This is a genomic window from Paraburkholderia sp. BR10872 (assembly GCF_040965835.1).
Classification (GTDB): Bacteria; Pseudomonadota; Gammaproteobacteria; order Burkholderiales; family Burkholderiaceae; genus Paraburkholderia; species Paraburkholderia nodosa_A.
In genome coordinates this window covers 24,224-41,270 of record NZ_JBFRCN010000025.1, presented here as the reverse complement: position 1 = coordinate 41,270, position 17,047 = coordinate 24,224, and the positions used below count along the sequence as shown (strand labels likewise).

Below are 17,047 nucleotides of genomic sequence, written 5' to 3'. Positions count from 1 at the left end.
GACACAACATCATGCGCAAAAACGGACCGCTCGCCCTTACGTTCCATAGCTTCGTCATTCTGTTCGTGCTGGCGCCGCTCGTCATCGTCATTCTCGTGGCATTCACGCCCGACGAAACCTTGACGCTCCCCACGCACGGCCTGTCGCTGCGCTGGTTCCGCGCGATCCTCGACTACCCCGACTTCATCACCGCGTTCTTCAACAGCCTCAAGCTCGCGTTCGCCTCGGCCACGCTCTCGCTCGTCATCGCGATGCCCGCGGGACTCGCCATTGGCCGTGCGCGCTTTCCGGGCCGCGGCTTTCTCAACGCGCTGCTGCTTTCGCCGCTCGTGATTCCGGGGCTCGTGCTGGGCATCGCGCTGCTGCGCTTTTTCGCGCTGATCGGCGCGACCGGCTCGTTCGCGTGGCTGATCCTCGCGCATATGATCATCATCACGCCGTTCGTCATGCGGCTCGTGCTCGCCTCGGTGAGCGGCCTCGACCGCAGCATCGAGCATGCAGCCGCGTCGCTCGGTGCGAACGCGTGGACCACCTTCCGCCGCATCACGCTGCCGATGATCGTGCCCGGCATCACGGGCGGCTGGCTGCTCGCGTTCATCAACAGCTTCGATGAACTGACGATGTCGATCTTCGTGACCTCGCCGCAAACCGTCACGCTGCCCGTGCGCATGTATATGTACGCAACCGAGTCGATCGACCCGATGATGGCCTCCGTTTCCGCGCTCGTCATTTTCATCACGGCGGGTGCGATGTTCCTGCTCGACCGCGTATACGGGCTCAACCGCATTCTGATCGGGCAGCACTGAACGCCGCCCGCCTCTTTCGATTCCTGCTGCCGCGCCACCGACCTTCCATGAGCACCGCCACGCCGCTTCCCCTTGCCCAGTTCGTCCGCGTTGCCGAAACCGCGCGCGCGAGCGTTTCCTTCGTTTTAGACGGCGTCGAAGTCAAGGCGCTCGCGGGGGATACGCTGCTCACCGCGATCCTCACGCATCAGCGGCACGTGCGCCGCAGCGAGTTCAGCACGGAACCGCGCGCGGGCTTCTGCCTGATCGGCGCTTGCCAGGACTGCTGGGTGCGCTGCGAAGACGGCACGCGCCTGCGCGCCTGCTCCACGCCGTTGCGCGAAGGCATGCGTGTGGTGACGCGCACTGGTTCGGATACCAAAATTTATGGCGGAGGTGCGCGATGAGCGCGACCGGGCCCGAGCGCATCGTCATCGTCGGCGCAGGACCGGCCGGCATTCGCGCCGCGCAAACGCTCGTGGCCGCGGGACTGCGCCCCACCGTCATCGACGAAAACGCGCGCTGGGGCGGCCAGATTTATCGCCAGCCCGCTGACGGTGCAGGCTTTTCGCGCACGAAAACCGCGCTCTACGGCTTCGAGGCGAAGAAAGCCGATGCGGTACATCGCACCATGGCCGACCTGCTCCCGAAAATCGACTATCGGCCCGACACGCTGGCCTGGTCGTGCGAGCCGGGCCGGCTCGACACCCTGCGCGCGGGCCGCGAATCGAGCGTGCCGTGGTCGCATCTGATCATCGCGAGCGGCGCCACCGACCGCATCGTGCCGCTGCCCGGCTGGACGTTGCCAGGCGCCTATACACTCGGCGGCGCCCAGGTCGCGCTGAAGGCGCAGGGCTGCGCAATCGGCCAGCGCACCGTGTTCGCCGGCACCGGGCCGCTGCTCTACCTCGTCGCGTATCAGTATGCGAAAGCGGGCGCGCAAGTAGCCGCCGTGCTCGACACGAGCCCGTTTGGGCGCCAGGCCGCCGCCGCGCCGAAGCTGCTCAACCAGCCGGGCACCTTCGCCAGGGGCGTTTATTACGTCGCGTGGCTCAAGGCGCATGGCGTGCGCATGGAGCATGGCGTCGCGCTCGAAGCCATCGAAGGCGACGTGGCGGTGCAATACGTCCGCTGGCGCGCGGCCGACGGCAAGGAGCACGCCATCGCCTGCGATGCGATCGGCCTCGGCCATGGCTTGCGGCCCGAAACCCAGCTCGCCGATCTCGCGGGCTGCCGCTTCGCCTTCGACGACCTCAACCGCTGCTGGCTGCCCGAACGCGATGCGGCGGGCCGCAGCTCTGTGCCGGGCGTCTATCTGGCCGGCGACGGCGTCGGTATCGCAGGCGCCGATGCCGCCGAACTCGCGGGCAGCCGCGCCGCACTCGCGATGCTCGAAGATATCGGCATCGAAGCGCCACAGCACGATGCTGCTTTGCCTGATGTGGCAACGATCGAGAAGCGTCTCGAACGGATCGCGCGCTTTCGCGTTGGCATCGAGCAGGCATTTGCCCCGCCGGCCAACTGCGCCGCCAACTGGCCCGACGACCTGACCATCTGCCGCTGCGAGGAAGTCGATGCCGGCACGCTCCGTAGTTGTATCCGCGACGGTTTCGCCAGCGAAGTCAACCGCCTGAAGGCGCTCACGCGTATCGGCATGGGGCGCTGCCAGGGGCGCATGTGCGGTGAATCCGCCATGGCGCTACTGAGCGTGGAGACCGGCAAGCCGCTGCACGAGGTGGGCCGCTTACGCAGCCAGGCGCCGATCAAGCCGATTCCCATTTCACCGATGCTGTTCGACGACGGCGTGCAAGTCATCGAAGAGGAAGCCCACGATGAGTGACACGCGCCACTTCCAGGTTGTGATTGCGGGTGGCGGGCTCGTCGGCGCATCGGCGGCGCTCGCGCTCGCGCGCAAGGGGGTAAGCGTCGGCTTGTTCGAGCGGCGCTTTTGCGGCGCGCAGGCGAGCGGCGTGAACTACGGCGGCGTGCGCACCCACGGACGCAGCGCCGAGCAACTGCCGCTTGCGGTGCGCGCCCGGCGCGTATGGAGCCGCTTGCCCGAACTGATCGGCAGCGACGGCGAATTCGTCGTGTCGGGGCACTTGCGCCTCGCGCGCCGCGACAGCGATCTCGACGCGCTCCACGCATGGTCCGACATGGCGCGCGATTTCGGCGTGGAGTCGGTCGTCATGAGCGGCGAAGCGTTTCGGCGCCGCTACCCGTGGCTCGGCAAAACCGCCATTGGCGGGGCACTTTGCGCGAGCGACGGCCACGCGAATCCGCGTCTCGTCTCGCCCGGCTTCGCGGTGGCGGCGCGGCGCGCGGGCGCGCACGTGCAGGAGCAAACCGCGCTCGCCGACCTGAGCTTCGACGGCCGGCGTTTCCAGATGCGCGCGGGCCACGAGCGCATCAGCGCGGACTGGCTGATCAACTCGTCGGGCGCCTGGGCCAATACGGTGGCGGGCGCGTTCGGCGAAACCGTGCCGATGAAGCCGATCTACCCGAACATGTGGGTGACGGAGCCGCTGCCGCGCTTTATCCAGCACAACCTGGGCGTCTACGGCGGCGGCGTCTACGCGCGCCAGGTCGAGCGCGGCAACTGCGTGATCGGCGGCGGACGCGGGCACGGCGACGGCGAGTACGCACAGCCTTCCACCGCCACCACGCGCGCCGTCATGCGCGACGCCTGCGCGCTGCTGCCCGGCCTGCGCGACGCGCTGCTCATCCGCACGTGGAGCGGCGTGGAAGGTGAAACACCGGACAGCAACCCGATCATCGGTTTCAGCAACACCACGCCGCGCCTCGTGCACGCTTTCGGCTTTTCCGGCGGCGGCTTCCTGCTGGCGCCGGGCGTGGGCGAAGTCCTCGCCGAACTCGTCACAGAAGGCACGACGAGCACGCCCATCGAGGCGTTCGCGATCGGCCGCTTCACGCAGTCTTCCGTTCATGCCGCTCTCCCAATCAAATAAGGAGTCCCCACGATGAAACTCACACGCACCCTGGCTCCGCTGGCCGCACTCGTTGCCTTGGGCATCTCGCAAGGCGCCTGGTCGCAAACGAAGACGATCTACATCGGCATGAACGGCGGCCCGATGGAGAAGGCCTACACGAGCCAGGTCCTGCCCGACTTCGAAAAGGCCAACAACGTGAAGGTGGTGGTCGTGCCGGGCACCTCCTCCGACGTGCTCGCGAAGCTCCTCGCCAACCGCAACAGCCCGCAGATGCATGTCGCCTTTCTCGACGACGGCGTAATGGCGCGCGCGGTGAGCATGGGCGTATGCGAGAAACTCGACGATTCGCCGGTGCTCAAGGAGCTGTACCCGTTCGCGCGCATGAAAGGCGACGTGGGCGCGGGCGTGCAGCTCGGCATGACGGGCATTGGCTACAACACGAAGGTGTTCGCCGATAAAGGCTGGGCGCCGCCCACTTCGTGGCTCGATTTCGCCAATCCGAAATACAAGGGCAAGGTGGTGTTCCAGTCGGCTTCGAGCAGCACGTTCGGGCTGCACGGCTTTCTCGCCATCAACCGCCTGATGGGCGGCAGCGAGAGCAATGTCGAGCCGGGCTTCACGAAGTGGGCGAGCACGGTGGGTCCGAACGTCGTCGAATATATTCCGAATTCGGCCAAGCTCTCGGAGATGATCCAGACCGGCGAGGCCGGCATTTTCCCGCTCACGCCCACCGCAGTGGGCGACCTGAAGGACAAGGGCCTGCCCGTGGCCTACGCCAACCCGAAGGAAGGCGCCGTGCTGCTGCTCGTGGACCTGTGCGTGGTGAAGAACAATCCCGACCCGCAGCTCGCGCAAAAGCTCGCGCAGTTCCTGCTGTCTGCGCCCGCGCAGAGCAAGGCGGCGTCCGCCGGCAAGCAGATTCCGACCAACCAGAACGCGACCATGCCGCCCGACATGCAAAAGAGCCTGGGCAATCTCGACCAGCTCGTGAAGAAGGTGACGGTGGTCGACTGGGACGTGATCAACGAGCACCGCGCGCAGTGGGATTCGCGCTGGAACCGGCAGATCGAGCAGTGATCGTTTGATTTTCGCGCAATAGCGAGGGCAGCGGGCGCGGCGCGTCCTGTATCATCCACGGGTTGTCGAACCGCCCGCTCGCCCATGCGCTCCGCCCTCGATTCTTCGTTTCGCCTTTCCGCTTTTGCCCGGGCTCCGCGCGTCCGCCTCCTCGCCCTGACGCTAGCCGCCGCGTGCGTGCTGCCGGGATGCGCGACCGGCCCGGCCTCGCAGAGTCATGCCGGGCAGGCGCTCCCGCCCGATACGGTCACGCTCTTCCCGATCGAGCACTACGACCAGAACGTCGATCACTGGATCGATCCGGCCAGCGCCGGTTACGACAAGCCCTTCCTTTCGCCCGACGTCCAGCGCGCGCAATTCGATGCGCTCGTCGCGCGCTATTTCGGTGCAGGGCCGAACGATCCCTCGCCGTGGAATCGCGCGTTTGTCGAGCAGCGTGTGTATCGCGACGGCGGCAGCGACATTGCCGCGCTGCAGACGCGCCGCCTCGCATACTTCGACAACACCGGCAAGGAGGCGCGCCGCATTGGCTACGGCATGAATTTCCGGCCGCACACGAAGGCGTGGATCGACGCCATCGAGCGCAACGCCAACGTCAGCCAGTTCGAACAGTCCAGCGGCTTCGATGCCACGCGTCGCGCCATCGCCACGACGGCACTGTACGTGCGCGAGCTGCCCACCGTCGACCCGTCGTTCTATTCACATCGCATAGCAGGCGAAGGCTATCCCTTCGACAACCTGCAGGTGAGCGCCGTGCGGCCGGGCACGCCGCTCTACGTGCTCGGCACGAGCGCAGACGGCGCCTGGCGCTACGTGCAGACGCCGGACGTTCAGGGCTGGGTGCGCAGCGACGGCGTGGCGAGCGTCGATGAAGCCTTCGTTTCGACGTGGCGCGCGGCGGCGCACCAGTCGCTGGGCGTCGTGGTCGTGGCCTCCGCCGCGCTGCGCGACGATGGCGGCGTGTTCCGCTTCGATGCCCCCGCCGGCACGCTGCTGCCACTGCGCCCCGCTTCCGGCGCGAAGCCGGGCGAAGTGCTCGTGCCCGCCCGCGATGTAGACGGCCGCGCGGCGATCCGCACGGCAGTGCTCGATTCGAACGCCATCGTGCCCGCGCCGCTCGCGGCGACGCCGCGCCATCTCGCACAGTTGATGAAGGCGCTGATCGGCCGCCCCTACGGCTGGGGCAATACGAACTTCGACAACGACTGCTCGGCCGAATTGCAGAGCATTTTCGCTGCGTTCGGCGTGTGGCTGCCCCGCCATTCGTCCACGCAAATGAACGCGGGGGCGATGACCGATCTTTCGGCTTCCACGCCCGCGCAACGCCTCGACTGGCTCGTGCAGCACGGCGCGCCCATGCGCACGCTCATCTATATAGGCGGTCACGTGATGCTCTACCTTGGCAACACGGAGCGCGACGGCAAGACGGTGCCGCTCGTCTATCAGGACGTCTGGGGCCTGCGCCCCGCCGAGAACAGCCGCCGCGCCGTGATTGGCGGCTCTGTCATCTTCCCTTTGCTGCTCGCCTACCCCGAAGACCCCAACCTCGAGTCGCTTGCAGGCACGCCGGTTTTCCAGGTCAGCATCCTGGGTGCGCCCGCGGGCAGCGCGCCGCCGCAGGATGAGGAGAATCCGGCGGGGTGAGGCAGGCGCCCGTGTGTCGATTCATGCGCCGGGTGCAACAAATTGATGCGCAAATGTGATCGTTTCTCCCAGGGTGACAGATTCCGCACGGTCGTACAAAAATAGCCCCCATCGAACGTAGCATTCCGTCAACGTTGCACACCTCTCGTCAGGGGAGAAGCGATCGGTGAACGCGCATTCAATCCGGCCCATGCCTAGCCGCAAGCCCACGATGACCACGCGCTCGCCCACGCTGTTCCTGCGCACGCGAGAGGACCCCGGCCGCCGCGCCAGACCGCAGGACTACGCGAAGTACTCCGCGTAGTACGCCGAGCAGCACTCCCAGCATTCCGATTCATGGGGTTCCGCGAGGAACCCCGGCCCCCTTTTGCCTGAAGCTTTATCCGCGGCTTTGCCTGGAGCATGGCCTGAAGCGTGCGCAGCACCTGTCACATCAATCTCAATCCATAAATAACACTAAGGATGACGAAATGTTACAACGCGACAACCTCGGCATGAAATGGCTGGTCCGCTGCCTCGCGGCGGCCGGTTTGATGGGCACAGCGGGTGTCGCAAGCGCGCAGAGCAGCGTCACACTGTATGGCATCGTCGACGGGTCGATCCTCTACACGAGCCATACGCTGAACACGCGGACGGGCCAGAACGCCGGTCATCAGTTCTCGTTTACGGACAGCGGCATATCCGGCTCGAACTTCGGCATGCGCGGCGCCGAGGACCTGGGCGGCGGGATGCGTGCGGTATTCGCGCTCGAGAGCGGCATCAGCATCGCGAACGGCCAGTTCGGCAATTCCAACGGCAACTTCTTCGGGCGTCAGGCGTGGATCGGCATGGAAAGTCCCTATGGTACGGTCAAGGCTGGTTTGCAGTACTCACCGTTCTTCCTCTCGCTCTACCAGACGGACCCGCGCGGCATGTCGTATTTCGGCAGCGGTCTCGTGAGCTACGTGAACAACGTCTACGTGACCGGGCTCTTCAACAGCAACGCGATTACGTATACGTCCCCGGAAATCGCCGGCATTCAGGCGATGGGCATGTTCGCCATGGGCGGCGCGGCGGGCAACTTCCAGGCGGGACGCCAGTATTCGGCGAGCCTGCGCTATCACATCGCGGGCTTCACGATCACAGGCGCGCTGTATAGCGGCAATGGCGGAGGCAGCGCGGCCACTACGCCAGTGCCGAGCACCATCGAGTTCGTGGGCCGCACGATCGGCGCGAGCTATCGCTTCCCGAACTCGCTCACGATCTCCGCTTCGTACGCGCTTTACAAGGTTGCGCAGTCGTTCGACAACAGCGTCTACTCCGGCGGGCTCAGCTATATGATCACGCCCTACCTCGACGTCGATGCCGGTGTCTGGTACACGCGCGACGGCAACGACGGCAGCAACCACTCGCTCCTCGCTTCGAGCGGCGTGCAGTTCTTCCTCTCCAAACGCACGACGCTCTATGGCCAGGTGGGCTACGTGAACAACCACGGTCGTATGGACACGGGCTTGTCGATCAACAACGCGCTCTTTGAAGTCTCCGGGTCGACCGTGGGCGCGAGCATCGGCATCCGGCATCTGTTCTGATGCGCGCGAGTGTTCCGCGGCGCGCGCGTGATGCGACGCGACGCGGAACACTCTCTCGGGTTAGCTGCGGCTCAGCGGGTTTCGCGCCACGCGCACACGTCGCCTCGCGCAAGCTCGCGCGCGCCCAGCACGAACTGGGCCCCGTCGGGGGCCGGCGCCTGAACACGTTGCTCGCCAAAGTTGAAGGCGAAGCACAATCCGCCGCGTCGGCTCACGCGCAAGCCTTCGGGCAAGCGCTGCGTGGCGAGGCCCGCGCCGCGCGCGGCTTCGTCGAGCATGGCGAGATGCAGCTCGCGCGAAAACCACGCAGCGGCGTAACGCACGCGGCCATGCGAGAGCAGCGCAGGCCAGCCGTCTTCGAATTGCGCCTGAACGCGCGTGGCGCCGTTGGCGCGCACGTGATCGCGCCAATGCAATGCCTCGCCCTGCACGCCGGCTAGCGTGACCGCGGGCGCGAGCGTGGGCCGCAGCGATTCGGCCTCGAGCACCTGCAACGGCAGCACGCGCTGCAACACGCCGGGCGGCAGGTCGCCGGGTATGGCGAAGTGCGCGGTCTTCGAGCCGCTGCGCGGCCCGAACACCCACAGGCCGACGCTGCGCTCGATCTGATCGACGAAGGCGTCGTCGATCACGGCCAGCGACGGCACCACCACGAGCCGGTACGCCGAAAGATCCGCGTGCCGCGAGACGATTTCGACATCGAGGCCCAGTTCGCGCAGCGCGCTGTAGTAGTCGAACGCGAGCGTCTGATAGTCGAAGCTCGCGCCGTGGCGCTGGATCTCGAACATCCACTGCGTTTCGTAGTCGAATACGAGCGCCACCTGGGCACGCCCCGCCGGTGCGAGTGTACGCAACACGTCGCTCGCCGCGATCTCCCGCGCGGCCTGCTCCACCTCGCGGCCGCCGGGAGACAGCTCGTTATTCGGCAGATTGAGGCCCGAATGCATCTGCTCCTGCGCATACGGGGATTGCCGCCAGCGGAAGTACGAAACGAGTTCGGCGCCGTGCGCGAACGCTTCATAGGCCCACAGGCGCACCATGCCCGGCGCGGGCACCGGATTCCACGGCGCCCAGTTCACCGGCCCCGCCTGCTGCTCCATCACCCAGAAGCGCCCGCCGCCTATTGTGCGGTAGCGGTCGTGGTCGAACGACGAGACGTCTGGGTGCGCGGTGCGCGCGTAGCGAGCCTTCTGCGCTTCCGGCAACCCGATCACTTCGGTGCGCGCGATCGGATAGCTGTCCCACGTCGCCACGTCGATGGCCTTGTCCGCCGCGAACTGGTAGTGATCGAAGGTCGTGAAAAAACCCATGAAGTTGTGCAATACGTCGGCGTTCGGCGCGTGGCGGCGCAGCACGTCTGCCTGCTCGCGATGAAAGCTCGCGACTTCATCCGACATGTAGCGGCGAAAATCCAGATGATGCGCCGGGTTGGCGTCGGTCGGCGTGCGCACGGGCAACCCCACCGCTTCGAACGACGGGTACTCCATGCTCCAGAACACGTTGCCCCATGCCTCGTTGAGCGCCTCGATCGTGTCGTAGCGCTTCGCGAGCCACGTCTGGAAGCGGCGCTGCGCGGCACTCGACCAGCTCGGCACGGTGTCGTGGCAGCCCAGCTCGTTGTCGGTCTGCCATGCGACCACGGCCGGATGCGCGCCGTAGCGCTGCGCCATCGCCTCCGTAATGCGCACGCAATGGGCGCGATAAGCCTCGCTCGCAATGTCGTAGTGGCGGCGCGAGCCGTAGTTCCAGGGCGTGCCGTCGGCACGCACGGGAAGCATCTCGGGCGTCGCGGCGACGAGCCACTTCGGCGGCGAGGCCGTGGGCGTGCCGAGCACGATCTTCAGGCCACGAGCCGCGAGCGTTTCGATCGCATCGTCGAGCCAGGCCCACTCATACACGCCGGCGCGCGGCTCCATGCGGCTCCAGGCGAATTCGCCAATGCGCACGTGGGTAATGCCGAGTTCGGCCATGCGGCGCGCGTCGTCGGCCCACATCGTTTGCGGCCATTGTTCGGGGTAGTAGCAGACACCGATTTGCATGAGTGACAATCCGCCTCGGAATAACGTCGAGAATACGAATGAAATAAAAAAGGGCCTTCGGCTGCGGCCGGGCTCTCTCAGCCCTTGCTCGCGCCGAAGGTAAGCCCCGCGACAAAGTGTTTCTGCATGGCGAAGAACATCAGCACCGAAGGCAGCGCCGCAAGCACCGAGCCCGCCGCCACGAGGTTCCACGCCGTGGTCCACTGCCCCTTGAGCGCGGCTACGCCCACCGTGATCGGCGCGGCGTCGTCGCCCTGGGTGAGACACAGCGCCCAGAAGTAGTCGTTCCAGACGAACGTGAAGACGAGAATGCCGAGCGCGGCGAGCGCCGGCCGCACGAGCGGCATGACGATGCGCCAGTAAATGGCCCATTCGCTCGCGCCTTCCACGCGCGCGGCCTCGATCAGTTCGAACGGCAGTTGCTTGATGAAATTGCGCAGGAACAGCGTGCAGAATCCGGTCTGAAACGACACGTGAAAGATGATGAGCGCCCACACGGTGTTGTAGAGCCCTACGCGCAGCGCCATGTCGCGCACCGGGATCATGAGGATCTGGATCGGCACGAAGTTCCCGGCGACGAAGGCGAACAATACCGCCGTGTTGCCGCGAAAGCGATACGTGGATAGCGCGAAGCCCGCCATCGAAGCCAGCGTAATGGCACCGATCACCGAAGGCACCGTGATCAGCACGCTGTTCGCGAAGTAATGGAGCATCGGTGTTTGCGTGAGCGCCGCCCCGTAGTTTTCCAGCAGCGCGAAGTGCTTCGGCCAGCCCCAGTAGTCGCCCTGCTGCAGTTCCTCGGTAGACCGGATCGAGGTAATGAGCACGGCGAGCATGGGCAGCAGCCAGATGACGAGCGCAATGGGCAACGAGATCTTGTAGAGCGCGCGATTCGCGGGTTTCCAGCGATCGACGGGAAGCGGATACATGGGCAGCGACTCCGTGAACAGCGACGAAAAATCGACGGGTAACTCAGCGTTCTTCGCGCAGCATGCGGCGCAAATGGAACACGATATAAACGAGCATGATGGCGAAAAGCACGACGGCAATCGCCGCCGAATAGCCTTCGCGGTAGTATTTGATCGCCTGGTCGTACATGAAGTACGCGAGCACCGTGGAGCTGTCGAACGGGCCGCCGCCGCTCATCACGGCGATCAGGTCGAAGCTGCGCAGCGCGCCAATCACCGTGAGCACGATGGCCATGAACGTGGCAGGGCGCAGCTGCGGGAGCACCACGTGCCAGAAGAGCCGCCAGCCCTGCGCGCCTTCCATGCGCGCGGCTTCCACGATCTCGGGGTTGATGCCTGTGAGGCCCGTGAGATACAGGATCATGCAGAACGGTGTTTGCGGCCAGAGTGCGGCGAAGATAATGCCGAACGTCACGAGCTTCGGGTCGCCCAATACGGGTATGCCATGGCCGACGATCATCTTGAGCAGACCGAAGGTCGGATCGTAGAACCACGAGAACACGAGACCGACCACCACGCCCGAGAGCACGAACGGCGCGAAGAACAGCGACTTCACCGCGCGCATGCCGCGCACGTGCTGGTTCAGATAGAGCGCGAACACGAGACCGAGCGGCGGCGCGAGCAGGAAGAACACAAGCCACAGCAGATTGTTCTTGAGCGCGGTATAGAACGTGTCGGTCTGGAACAGTTCGACGTAGTTCGCGAGCCCGACAAACGTTTTCGCGGTCATCCCGTCCCAGTTATAGAAGCTGAGCGTGATGCTGCTGAAGATCGGGTAGACCACGCACAGCGCAAAGAGCGCGCAGCCCGGCAGCAGGAAAAACAGCGCGGCGCGATTCTGTTGCCGCCGCACAGTAGAGACGCGACGCGGCCGCGCCGCCCCAATGGGGCGCGCCAAGGTATCGGACATGGTGAAGTCTCGCCGGTGATCGAAGAAGGTACGGCCGGCGGCGCAATGCGCCGGCCGCACCGCGGCTTTACTTGTGGTAGATGCGCTGGCGCGTCGTTTCGAGGCGCGCGAGCAGCGTATCGAGCTGCGACGGGTCGCTGTAGAACTGCTGCATGGCCTTCATGCCTTCGTCGGCCATTTCCTTCTGCATGTCGCGGTCGTAGAACTGCGCAATGCCGCCGCGCGTGCTCGCGAGCGTCTGGAAGCCCACCTTGGAGATGGGATCGTCAGGCTCGGCTGCCTTGTTGTTCGAAGGCAACTGGCCCCAGCCGTGCGCGAGTTCGGCGTTGATCGCGGGCGTTTCCATGAAGGCGAGCAGACGGCGCGCATCGGCCTTGTTCTTGGCCTTCGCCGGAATGAGCAGCACATTCACGGGACCGTCTTCGGCCGTCGGCACGTTGGCGTCGATGACCGGGAAGCGGAAGAAGCCCACGTTCTGTTTCATGTTCTCCGGGAAGCTCGCCGAGAAGAACGTGCCCATCAGCATCATCGCCGCCTTGCCGTTCACGAGCACCGGCGCGATCGAATCCACGTCGTAGGAAAGCGCGTTTTCCATGAAGCAATGGTTGTCCATCAGCGTCTTCCACGTCGTGTAGACCTTCTTCACGCGCGGGTCGGTATAGGGAATCTGACCAGCCATCAGCTTCTGGTGGAACTCGTTGCCGTTGATGCGCAGGTCCAGATAGTCGAACCACGCGGCGAGCGTCCAGCTGTCGCGCGCGGCCACGGCAATGGGCTGCACGCCGATGGCGTTGAGCTTCTTGCAGCTTTCCAGCAATTCGTCGAAGGTCTTCGGCTCGGATGTGATCCCGGCCTTGGCGAACAGGTCCTTGCGGTAGAAGAAGCCATAGGCGTCATATCCCAGCGGCGCGGCATACTGCTTGCCGTTCCATGTGGACGCACTCTTCACCGATGCGTACTGGTCGTTCCAGCCGTTTTTGGCCCAGTCCGCGGAGAGGTCTTCCAGCAGGCCGCGCTCGGCGTAATAGGCCATGCGCTCGCCGTCGTGCCACGACACCACATCGGGCGGATCGGTCGCGAGCCAGCCGCCCATCTGCACCTTGTAGGCTTCCTCGGTTATATAGGATACCTTGAGGTCGACGTCGGGATTGGCTTTCTTGAACTGATCGAAGGCATCTTGCCATGTCGAGCGCTGGTTGGCGCGCGCCGAGACGTTGACGGTCAGCGTCCCGGCGTCGGCGGCCATGCTCGTGAACGCCGTCGCCGCCACGATCGCAACGGCGGCCGAGCCGCGGGCCAGCGAACCGAACGCTTTCAAGCGATTGGAAAACATCTGTTGTCTCCTGTGTCGATCCATCCAACATGCTGTTGGACTGCCTTTGTCGACTGACGGCACCCGCGCCGCCAGACCTGGTGACCCGCTCTACCGGCGGGGTATAACGAAATCAGGCCAGCGCCGGCGCATGCGCTGCCGCGAGCCGGCGCAACGCTGTGCCTTCGGCGTCGAACAGATGGCACGCCTGCGGCGGCACATGCACGCGGATGCGTTCGCCCACACCGATGAGCGAATCGCCCGGCGCTTTGGCGACCAGTGTGCCGGCCGCATGATCCGCATGCAGATAGCTATGTTCGCCCAGGCGCTCGGCGAGCACCGTTGAGCACGCAATCGATTGATCGTCGCCAGTCAGCCGCAGATGTTCGGGCCGCACGCCCAGCGTGACCGGCTGACCGCGCTTCAATGCGCGTCCGTCCACGCAGGCGAGCAGCGTCTGCCCGCCTTCGAGCGTGACGCGCACGCCCTCTTCATCCACCGAGTCGACACTCGCGTCGATGAAGTTCATGCGCGGCGAGCCGATGAACCCGGCCACGAAGCGCGACTTCGGGTGGTGATAGAGATCGAGCGGCGCGCCGCTTTGCGCCACGCTGCCGTGGCGCTCCATGTCGGCGCCCGCGTGCAGCAGCACGATGCGGTCGGCGAGCGTCATCGCCTCGACCTGGTCGTGCGTGACATACACGACGCTCGCATCCGTGAAGCGCTGGTGCAGGCGCGCGATCTCGATGCGCGTATGGCTGCGCAACGCGGCGTCGAGATTGGAGAGCGGCTCGTCGAACAGGAACACGCCCGGCTCGCGCACGATGGCGCGGCCGATGGCGACGCGCTGGCGCTGTCCGCCCGATAGCGCCTTGGGATGCCGGTCGAGCAGCGCCTCCAGTTGCAGGCTGCGCGCGGCGTCGCGCACGCGCCGCTCGATCTCGGCTTTCGGCACCTTGGCGATCTTCAGGCCGAACGCGATGTTGTCGAACACCGTCATGTGCGGAAAGAGCGCGTAGCTCTGGAACACCATCGCCACGCCGCGTTCGGCGGCGGGCACGTCCGTCACCACGCGCGACCCGATGCGCAGTTCGCCTTCGCTCAATTCCTCGAGGCCCGCGATCATGCGCAGCAGCGTGGACTTGCCGCATCCGGAAGGCCCGAGGAACACGCAAAACTCGTGATGCCCGATGTCGAGATCGACATGCCGCACCACCGGCGGATGATCGCCGTAGCGCTTGCCGACGCCCGAGAGCTGTATCGTCGCCATGTTCTCGCCTCGAAATTTAAGCGCTTAAATTTTTATGCAGAAAACTTCCCACAGCCCTTGCGCAGCGGGCATTTAACCGCTTAAATTCGAATCCGGCACAATCGCGCATTCGTTGTCTCCGTTGATGTTGTGGGAGAAAAGTAGCAAACCCCGCCGCAGCATTGCAACATCTGAATCATCTTCCCTGAATGTGGGAAAGGTCCGACATGGTCACCTTGTCAGAAGTCGCGCGGCGCGCACGCGTCACGGCGGCTACCGTTTCGAACGTGCTGCGCAATCGCGAGAAGGTTCGTCCCGAGACGGCCGAGCGCGTGCTGCAGGCCATCGCCGAACTGGGCTACCGGCCCAACCTCAATGCGCGCGCGCTCGCGCAGGGGCGCTCGTCCACGCTCGCGCTCATGCTCTCGAACATCTCCAACCCGTTCTACCCCGAGTTCGTGCTCGCGGCGGAACGCGCCGCGCGCAAGGCGGGCCACTTCCTGATGGTCTGCAACACCGACGACGACGCGCAAATCGGCCGCGCCTACCTGAACCAGATCGCGGGCACCTTCGCGGATGGCGTGCTCGTGATGAACACCGACATCGCCATGAACGAACTGTGCATCTCGGCCATGCACAACGGCCCCATTCTGCTGGCGATGTGGGAGCACCCCGAGAATCCGCCCGTGTTGCCGTGCGTGGCCGTGGACTTCGCGCGCGCGGGCGCGCTCGCGGCTCACCATCTACTTGAGTTGGGACACCGAAATATTGCCATGCTGATCGGCGACGGCTGCGGCGGCCTGCAGGATGCCCGTTCGGAAGGATTCCGAACGGCCTTGCGCGAAGGCGGCGTGAATCCGGCGAACGTGGCGCAGATGCAGGTGCGCGACTCGATCGACTCCGGCTACGCGGCCTGCCAGCAATTGCTCGCGCAGCACCCGCGCGTGAGCGCGATCTTCGCGACCAACGACCTGCTCGCGATCGGTGCGATTCAGGCGCTGGTCAGCATGGGCCGCGCCGTGCCCGACGATGTGTCCGTGATCGGCATCACGGACATTCAGCTCGCCCATCAGATGCGCCCCGCGCTCACCACCGTCGCGATCCAGACCGAGGCCGTGGCCGAGCTGTCGATCCGCAGCCTGATCCGGCTGATCGACGAACCGGACCAGCAGCCGCCCATGGTGCTCGGGCCGCCGCCCGAGCTCGTCACGCGCATGTCCACGGGGCCGCGCAAACGGCGCGCCCGGGCCTGACCCTGCGTGTCAGACCTCGCTCGACAGGTGCGGGCGAAGCGCCGACAATGAATGCCCTTTACGGCGCGCCCGTCCGGTTCAGCGGAGCCAGGCGCACACACGTTCGCGCGCCGCGGCGCGCACGGGGCACTACATGCAGGACACAAACGCAAGTCATCGACATTTCGACACGCTGATCGTCGGTGCAGGTTCGATGGGCATGGCGGCCGGCTATTATCTGAGCCGCCTCGGCAACAAGGTGCTGCTGCTCGACGCCGGCGATCCACCGCACGATCAGGGTGCGCATCACGGAGCGACGCGCCTCATTCGCCACGCCTATGGCGAAGGCGCCGCCTACGTGCCGCTCGCCTTGCGCGCCCAGCAGCTTTGGGAAGACCTCGAGCAGCAAACGCAGACTGCCCTTTTCGTGCGCACGGGCGTCGTCAACATCGGCTCGCCCGACGAAGCGTTCATGCGTGAGGTGCAGGCGAGCGCCGCCAGCCACGGCATCCCGTTGGAAACGCTCGATGCCGCCACGGCCGGCAAACGCTGGCCCGCGTGGCGACTGCGCCCAGAGCAGATCGCGAACTTCGAACCCGGCGCGGGCGTGCTCTATTGCGAGCGCGCGATCAGCACTTACCGGCAGCTCGCGACCGCGCTCGGCGCAACACTGGGCACGAATACGCGCGTCACGCGCATCGAGTGTCATGGGCGCGAGAGTGTCAACGTCTGGACCGACAGGAACGAAAAGTTCACCGCGCGCGACCTGATCGTGTGCGCCGGCAAATCGACTCGCGATCTGCTCGCGCCGCTGGGCCTCGAGATTCCGGTCACGCGCGTGCGCAAGAGTTTCGCGTGGTTCGAAGGCGAGCCAGGCCTCTTTGCGCCGGAGCGCTTCCCGGGCTTTGTCGTCGCCTCGGAAGTGGGCGGCTATTACGGGTTTCCCGATCTCGACGGCAGCGGCCTGAAGCTGGGCCGCCACGACACCGGCGAGCCCATCGCGGCGGACGCGCCGCTCGCGCCATTCGGCGCCGAGCCGAGCGATCTCGGCGATCTGCAAGCCTTCCTGGAACGCTACTTACCGGGCGCGGGCAAGCTGCGCGTGGGCCGCGCCTGCGAATACGACATGACGCCGGACGAACATTTCATCATCGACCGCGTGCCCACCTGCCCGAACGTGCACATCGCGACCGGCTTTTCCGGGCATGGTTTCAAGTTCGCCAGCGCGATCGGCGAGGCGCTAGCGGAGCGCATCATGCAAGGCGAAAGCCGCATCGACCTTGCGATGTTCGCGCGCAAGCGCTTCGCGTAG

15 protein-coding genes are annotated in these 17,047 nt (G+C 65.6%); 10 read left to right on the top strand and 5 right to left on the bottom strand.

What is annotated here, in order from left to right; genetic code table 11:
* Window positions 1-11: 11 nt before the first annotated feature.
* The 8 genes from AB4Y43_RS20235 to AB4Y43_RS20200 all read left to right on the top strand — a co-directional run bounded on the left by AB4Y43_RS20235 (window position 12) and on the right by AB4Y43_RS20200 (window position 8,025).
* A complete protein-coding gene (locus tag AB4Y43_RS20235) occupies window positions 12-806 on the top strand; it encodes an ABC transporter permease (RefSeq protein ID WP_368606596.1) in 795 nt (264 codons plus the stop codon).
* Between the two features lie 47 nt (window positions 807-853).
* Window positions 854-1,192: a (2Fe-2S)-binding protein gene (locus AB4Y43_RS20230; RefSeq protein ID WP_342947474.1), complete on the top strand. Its 339-nt coding sequence runs from the start codon at window positions 854-856 to the stop codon at window positions 1,190-1,192.
* Entirely contained in the window at window positions 1,189-2,625 is a 1,437-nt protein-coding gene (locus AB4Y43_RS20225; RefSeq protein WP_368606597.1) for an FAD-dependent oxidoreductase, read from the top strand. The genes AB4Y43_RS20230 and AB4Y43_RS20225 overlap by 4 nt, the downstream gene beginning before the upstream one ends.
* Window positions 2,618-3,754 carry an NAD(P)/FAD-dependent oxidoreductase gene (locus tag AB4Y43_RS20220; RefSeq protein WP_368606598.1) on the top strand — a complete coding sequence of 379 codons (1,137 nt, stop codon included), beginning with the start codon at window positions 2,618-2,620 and terminating at the stop codon, window positions 3,752-3,754. The genes AB4Y43_RS20225 and AB4Y43_RS20220 overlap by 8 nt, the downstream gene beginning before the upstream one ends.
* 12 nt (window positions 3,755-3,766) lie before the next feature.
* A complete protein-coding gene (locus tag AB4Y43_RS20215; protein ID WP_342947471.1) occupies window positions 3,767-4,813 on the top strand; it encodes an ABC transporter substrate-binding protein in 1,047 nt (348 codons plus the stop codon).
* 84 nt (window positions 4,814-4,897) lie between these two features.
* On the top strand, window positions 4,898-6,457 hold the full coding sequence (locus AB4Y43_RS20210) for an SH3 domain-containing protein (protein ID WP_368728614.1): 1,560 nt from the start codon (window positions 4,898-4,900) through the stop codon (window positions 6,455-6,457).
* A 166-nt stretch (window positions 6,458-6,623) separates the two neighbouring features.
* Complete coding sequence (locus AB4Y43_RS20205) at window positions 6,624-6,761, top strand: hypothetical protein (protein WP_176733017.1); 138 nt, start codon at window positions 6,624-6,626, stop codon at window positions 6,759-6,761.
* A gap of 190 nt (window positions 6,762-6,951) precedes the next feature.
* The gene (locus tag AB4Y43_RS20200; RefSeq protein WP_368728647.1) at window positions 6,952-8,025 is read left to right on the top strand and encodes a porin; all 1,074 of its coding nucleotides are present in this window, start codon (window positions 6,952-6,954) and stop codon (window positions 8,023-8,025) included.
* 71 nt (window positions 8,026-8,096) lie between these two features.
* On the opposite strand, the gene AB4Y43_RS20195 is transcribed toward AB4Y43_RS20200, so the two are convergent.
* The 5 genes from AB4Y43_RS20195 to AB4Y43_RS20175 form a co-directional block, all read right to left on the bottom strand.
* Window positions 8,097-10,064, bottom strand: coding sequence for a beta-galactosidase (locus AB4Y43_RS20195; protein ID WP_368728613.1), 1,968 nt, complete (start codon window positions 10,062-10,064; stop codon window positions 8,097-8,099).
* Window positions 10,065-10,141: 77 nt separating this feature from the next.
* Window positions 10,142-10,993 carry a carbohydrate ABC transporter permease gene (locus AB4Y43_RS20190; RefSeq protein ID WP_069269070.1) on the bottom strand — a complete coding sequence of 284 codons (852 nt, stop codon included), beginning with the start codon at window positions 10,991-10,993 and terminating at the stop codon, window positions 10,142-10,144.
* Window positions 10,994-11,036: 43 nt separating this feature from the next.
* Window positions 11,037-11,942: a carbohydrate ABC transporter permease gene (locus tag AB4Y43_RS20185; protein ID WP_368728612.1), complete on the bottom strand. Its 906-nt coding sequence runs from the start codon at window positions 11,940-11,942 to the stop codon at window positions 11,037-11,039.
* Window positions 11,943-12,009: 67 nt separating this feature from the next.
* Window positions 12,010-13,275, bottom strand: a complete 1,266-nt coding sequence (locus AB4Y43_RS20180) for an ABC transporter substrate-binding protein (protein WP_368728611.1) — start codon at window positions 13,273-13,275, stop codon at window positions 12,010-12,012.
* Window positions 13,276-13,387: 112 nt separating this feature from the next.
* Entirely contained in the window at window positions 13,388-14,524 is a 1,137-nt protein-coding gene (locus tag AB4Y43_RS20175; RefSeq protein ID WP_368617288.1) for an ABC transporter ATP-binding protein, read from the bottom strand.
* 206 nt (window positions 14,525-14,730) lie between these two features.
* Between AB4Y43_RS20175 and AB4Y43_RS20170 the strand changes: the two genes are divergently transcribed.
* Together AB4Y43_RS20170 and solA are read left to right on the top strand one after the other, a co-directional pair.
* Window positions 14,731-15,756, top strand: coding sequence for a LacI family DNA-binding transcriptional regulator (locus AB4Y43_RS20170; RefSeq protein WP_342947467.1), 1,026 nt, complete (start codon window positions 14,731-14,733; stop codon window positions 15,754-15,756).
* Between the two features lie 133 nt (window positions 15,757-15,889).
* On the top strand, window positions 15,890-17,047 hold the full coding sequence (gene solA / locus AB4Y43_RS20165) for an N-methyl-L-tryptophan oxidase (protein ID WP_368728610.1): 1,158 nt from the start codon (window positions 15,890-15,892) through the stop codon (window positions 17,045-17,047).

Bases quoted from the DNA above. Each gene is read 5' to 3' on its own strand.
- AB4Y43_RS20235 (WP_368606596.1), top strand. From the start codon at position 12: ATGCGCAAAAACGGACCGCTCGCCCTTACGTTCCATAGCTTCGTCATT.
- AB4Y43_RS20230 (WP_342947474.1), top strand. From the start codon at position 854: ATGAGCACCGCCACGCCGCTTCCCCTTGCCCAGTTCGTCCGCGTTGCC.
- AB4Y43_RS20225 (WP_368606597.1), top strand. From the start codon at position 1,189: ATGAGCGCGACCGGGCCCGAGCGCATCGTCATCGTCGGCGCAGGACCG.
- AB4Y43_RS20220 (WP_368606598.1), top strand. From the start codon at position 2,618: ATGAGTGACACGCGCCACTTCCAGGTTGTGATTGCGGGTGGCGGGCTC.
- AB4Y43_RS20215 (WP_342947471.1), top strand. From the start codon at position 3,767: ATGAAACTCACACGCACCCTGGCTCCGCTGGCCGCACTCGTTGCCTTG.
- AB4Y43_RS20210 (WP_368728614.1), top strand. From the start codon at position 4,898: ATGCGCTCCGCCCTCGATTCTTCGTTTCGCCTTTCCGCTTTTGCCCGG.
- AB4Y43_RS20200 (WP_368728647.1), top strand. From the start codon at position 6,952: ATGAAATGGCTGGTCCGCTGCCTCGCGGCGGCCGGTTTGATGGGCACA.
- AB4Y43_RS20195 (WP_368728613.1), bottom strand. From the start codon at position 10,064: ATGCAAATCGGTGTCTGCTACTACCCCGAACAATGGCCGCAAACGATG.
- AB4Y43_RS20190 (WP_069269070.1), bottom strand. From the start codon at position 10,993: ATGTATCCGCTTCCCGTCGATCGCTGGAAACCCGCGAATCGCGCGCTC.
- AB4Y43_RS20185 (WP_368728612.1), bottom strand. From the start codon at position 11,942: ATGTCCGATACCTTGGCGCGCCCCATTGGGGCGGCGCGGCCGCGTCGC.
- AB4Y43_RS20180 (WP_368728611.1), bottom strand. From the start codon at position 13,275: ATGTTTTCCAATCGCTTGAAAGCGTTCGGTTCGCTGGCCCGCGGCTCG.
- AB4Y43_RS20175 (WP_368617288.1), bottom strand. From the start codon at position 14,524: ATGGCGACGATACAGCTCTCGGGCGTCGGCAAGCGCTACGGCGATCAT.
- AB4Y43_RS20170 (WP_342947467.1), top strand. From the start codon at position 14,731: ATGGTCACCTTGTCAGAAGTCGCGCGGCGCGCACGCGTCACGGCGGCT.
- solA (WP_368728610.1), top strand. From the start codon at position 15,890: ATGCAGGACACAAACGCAAGTCATCGACATTTCGACACGCTGATCGTC.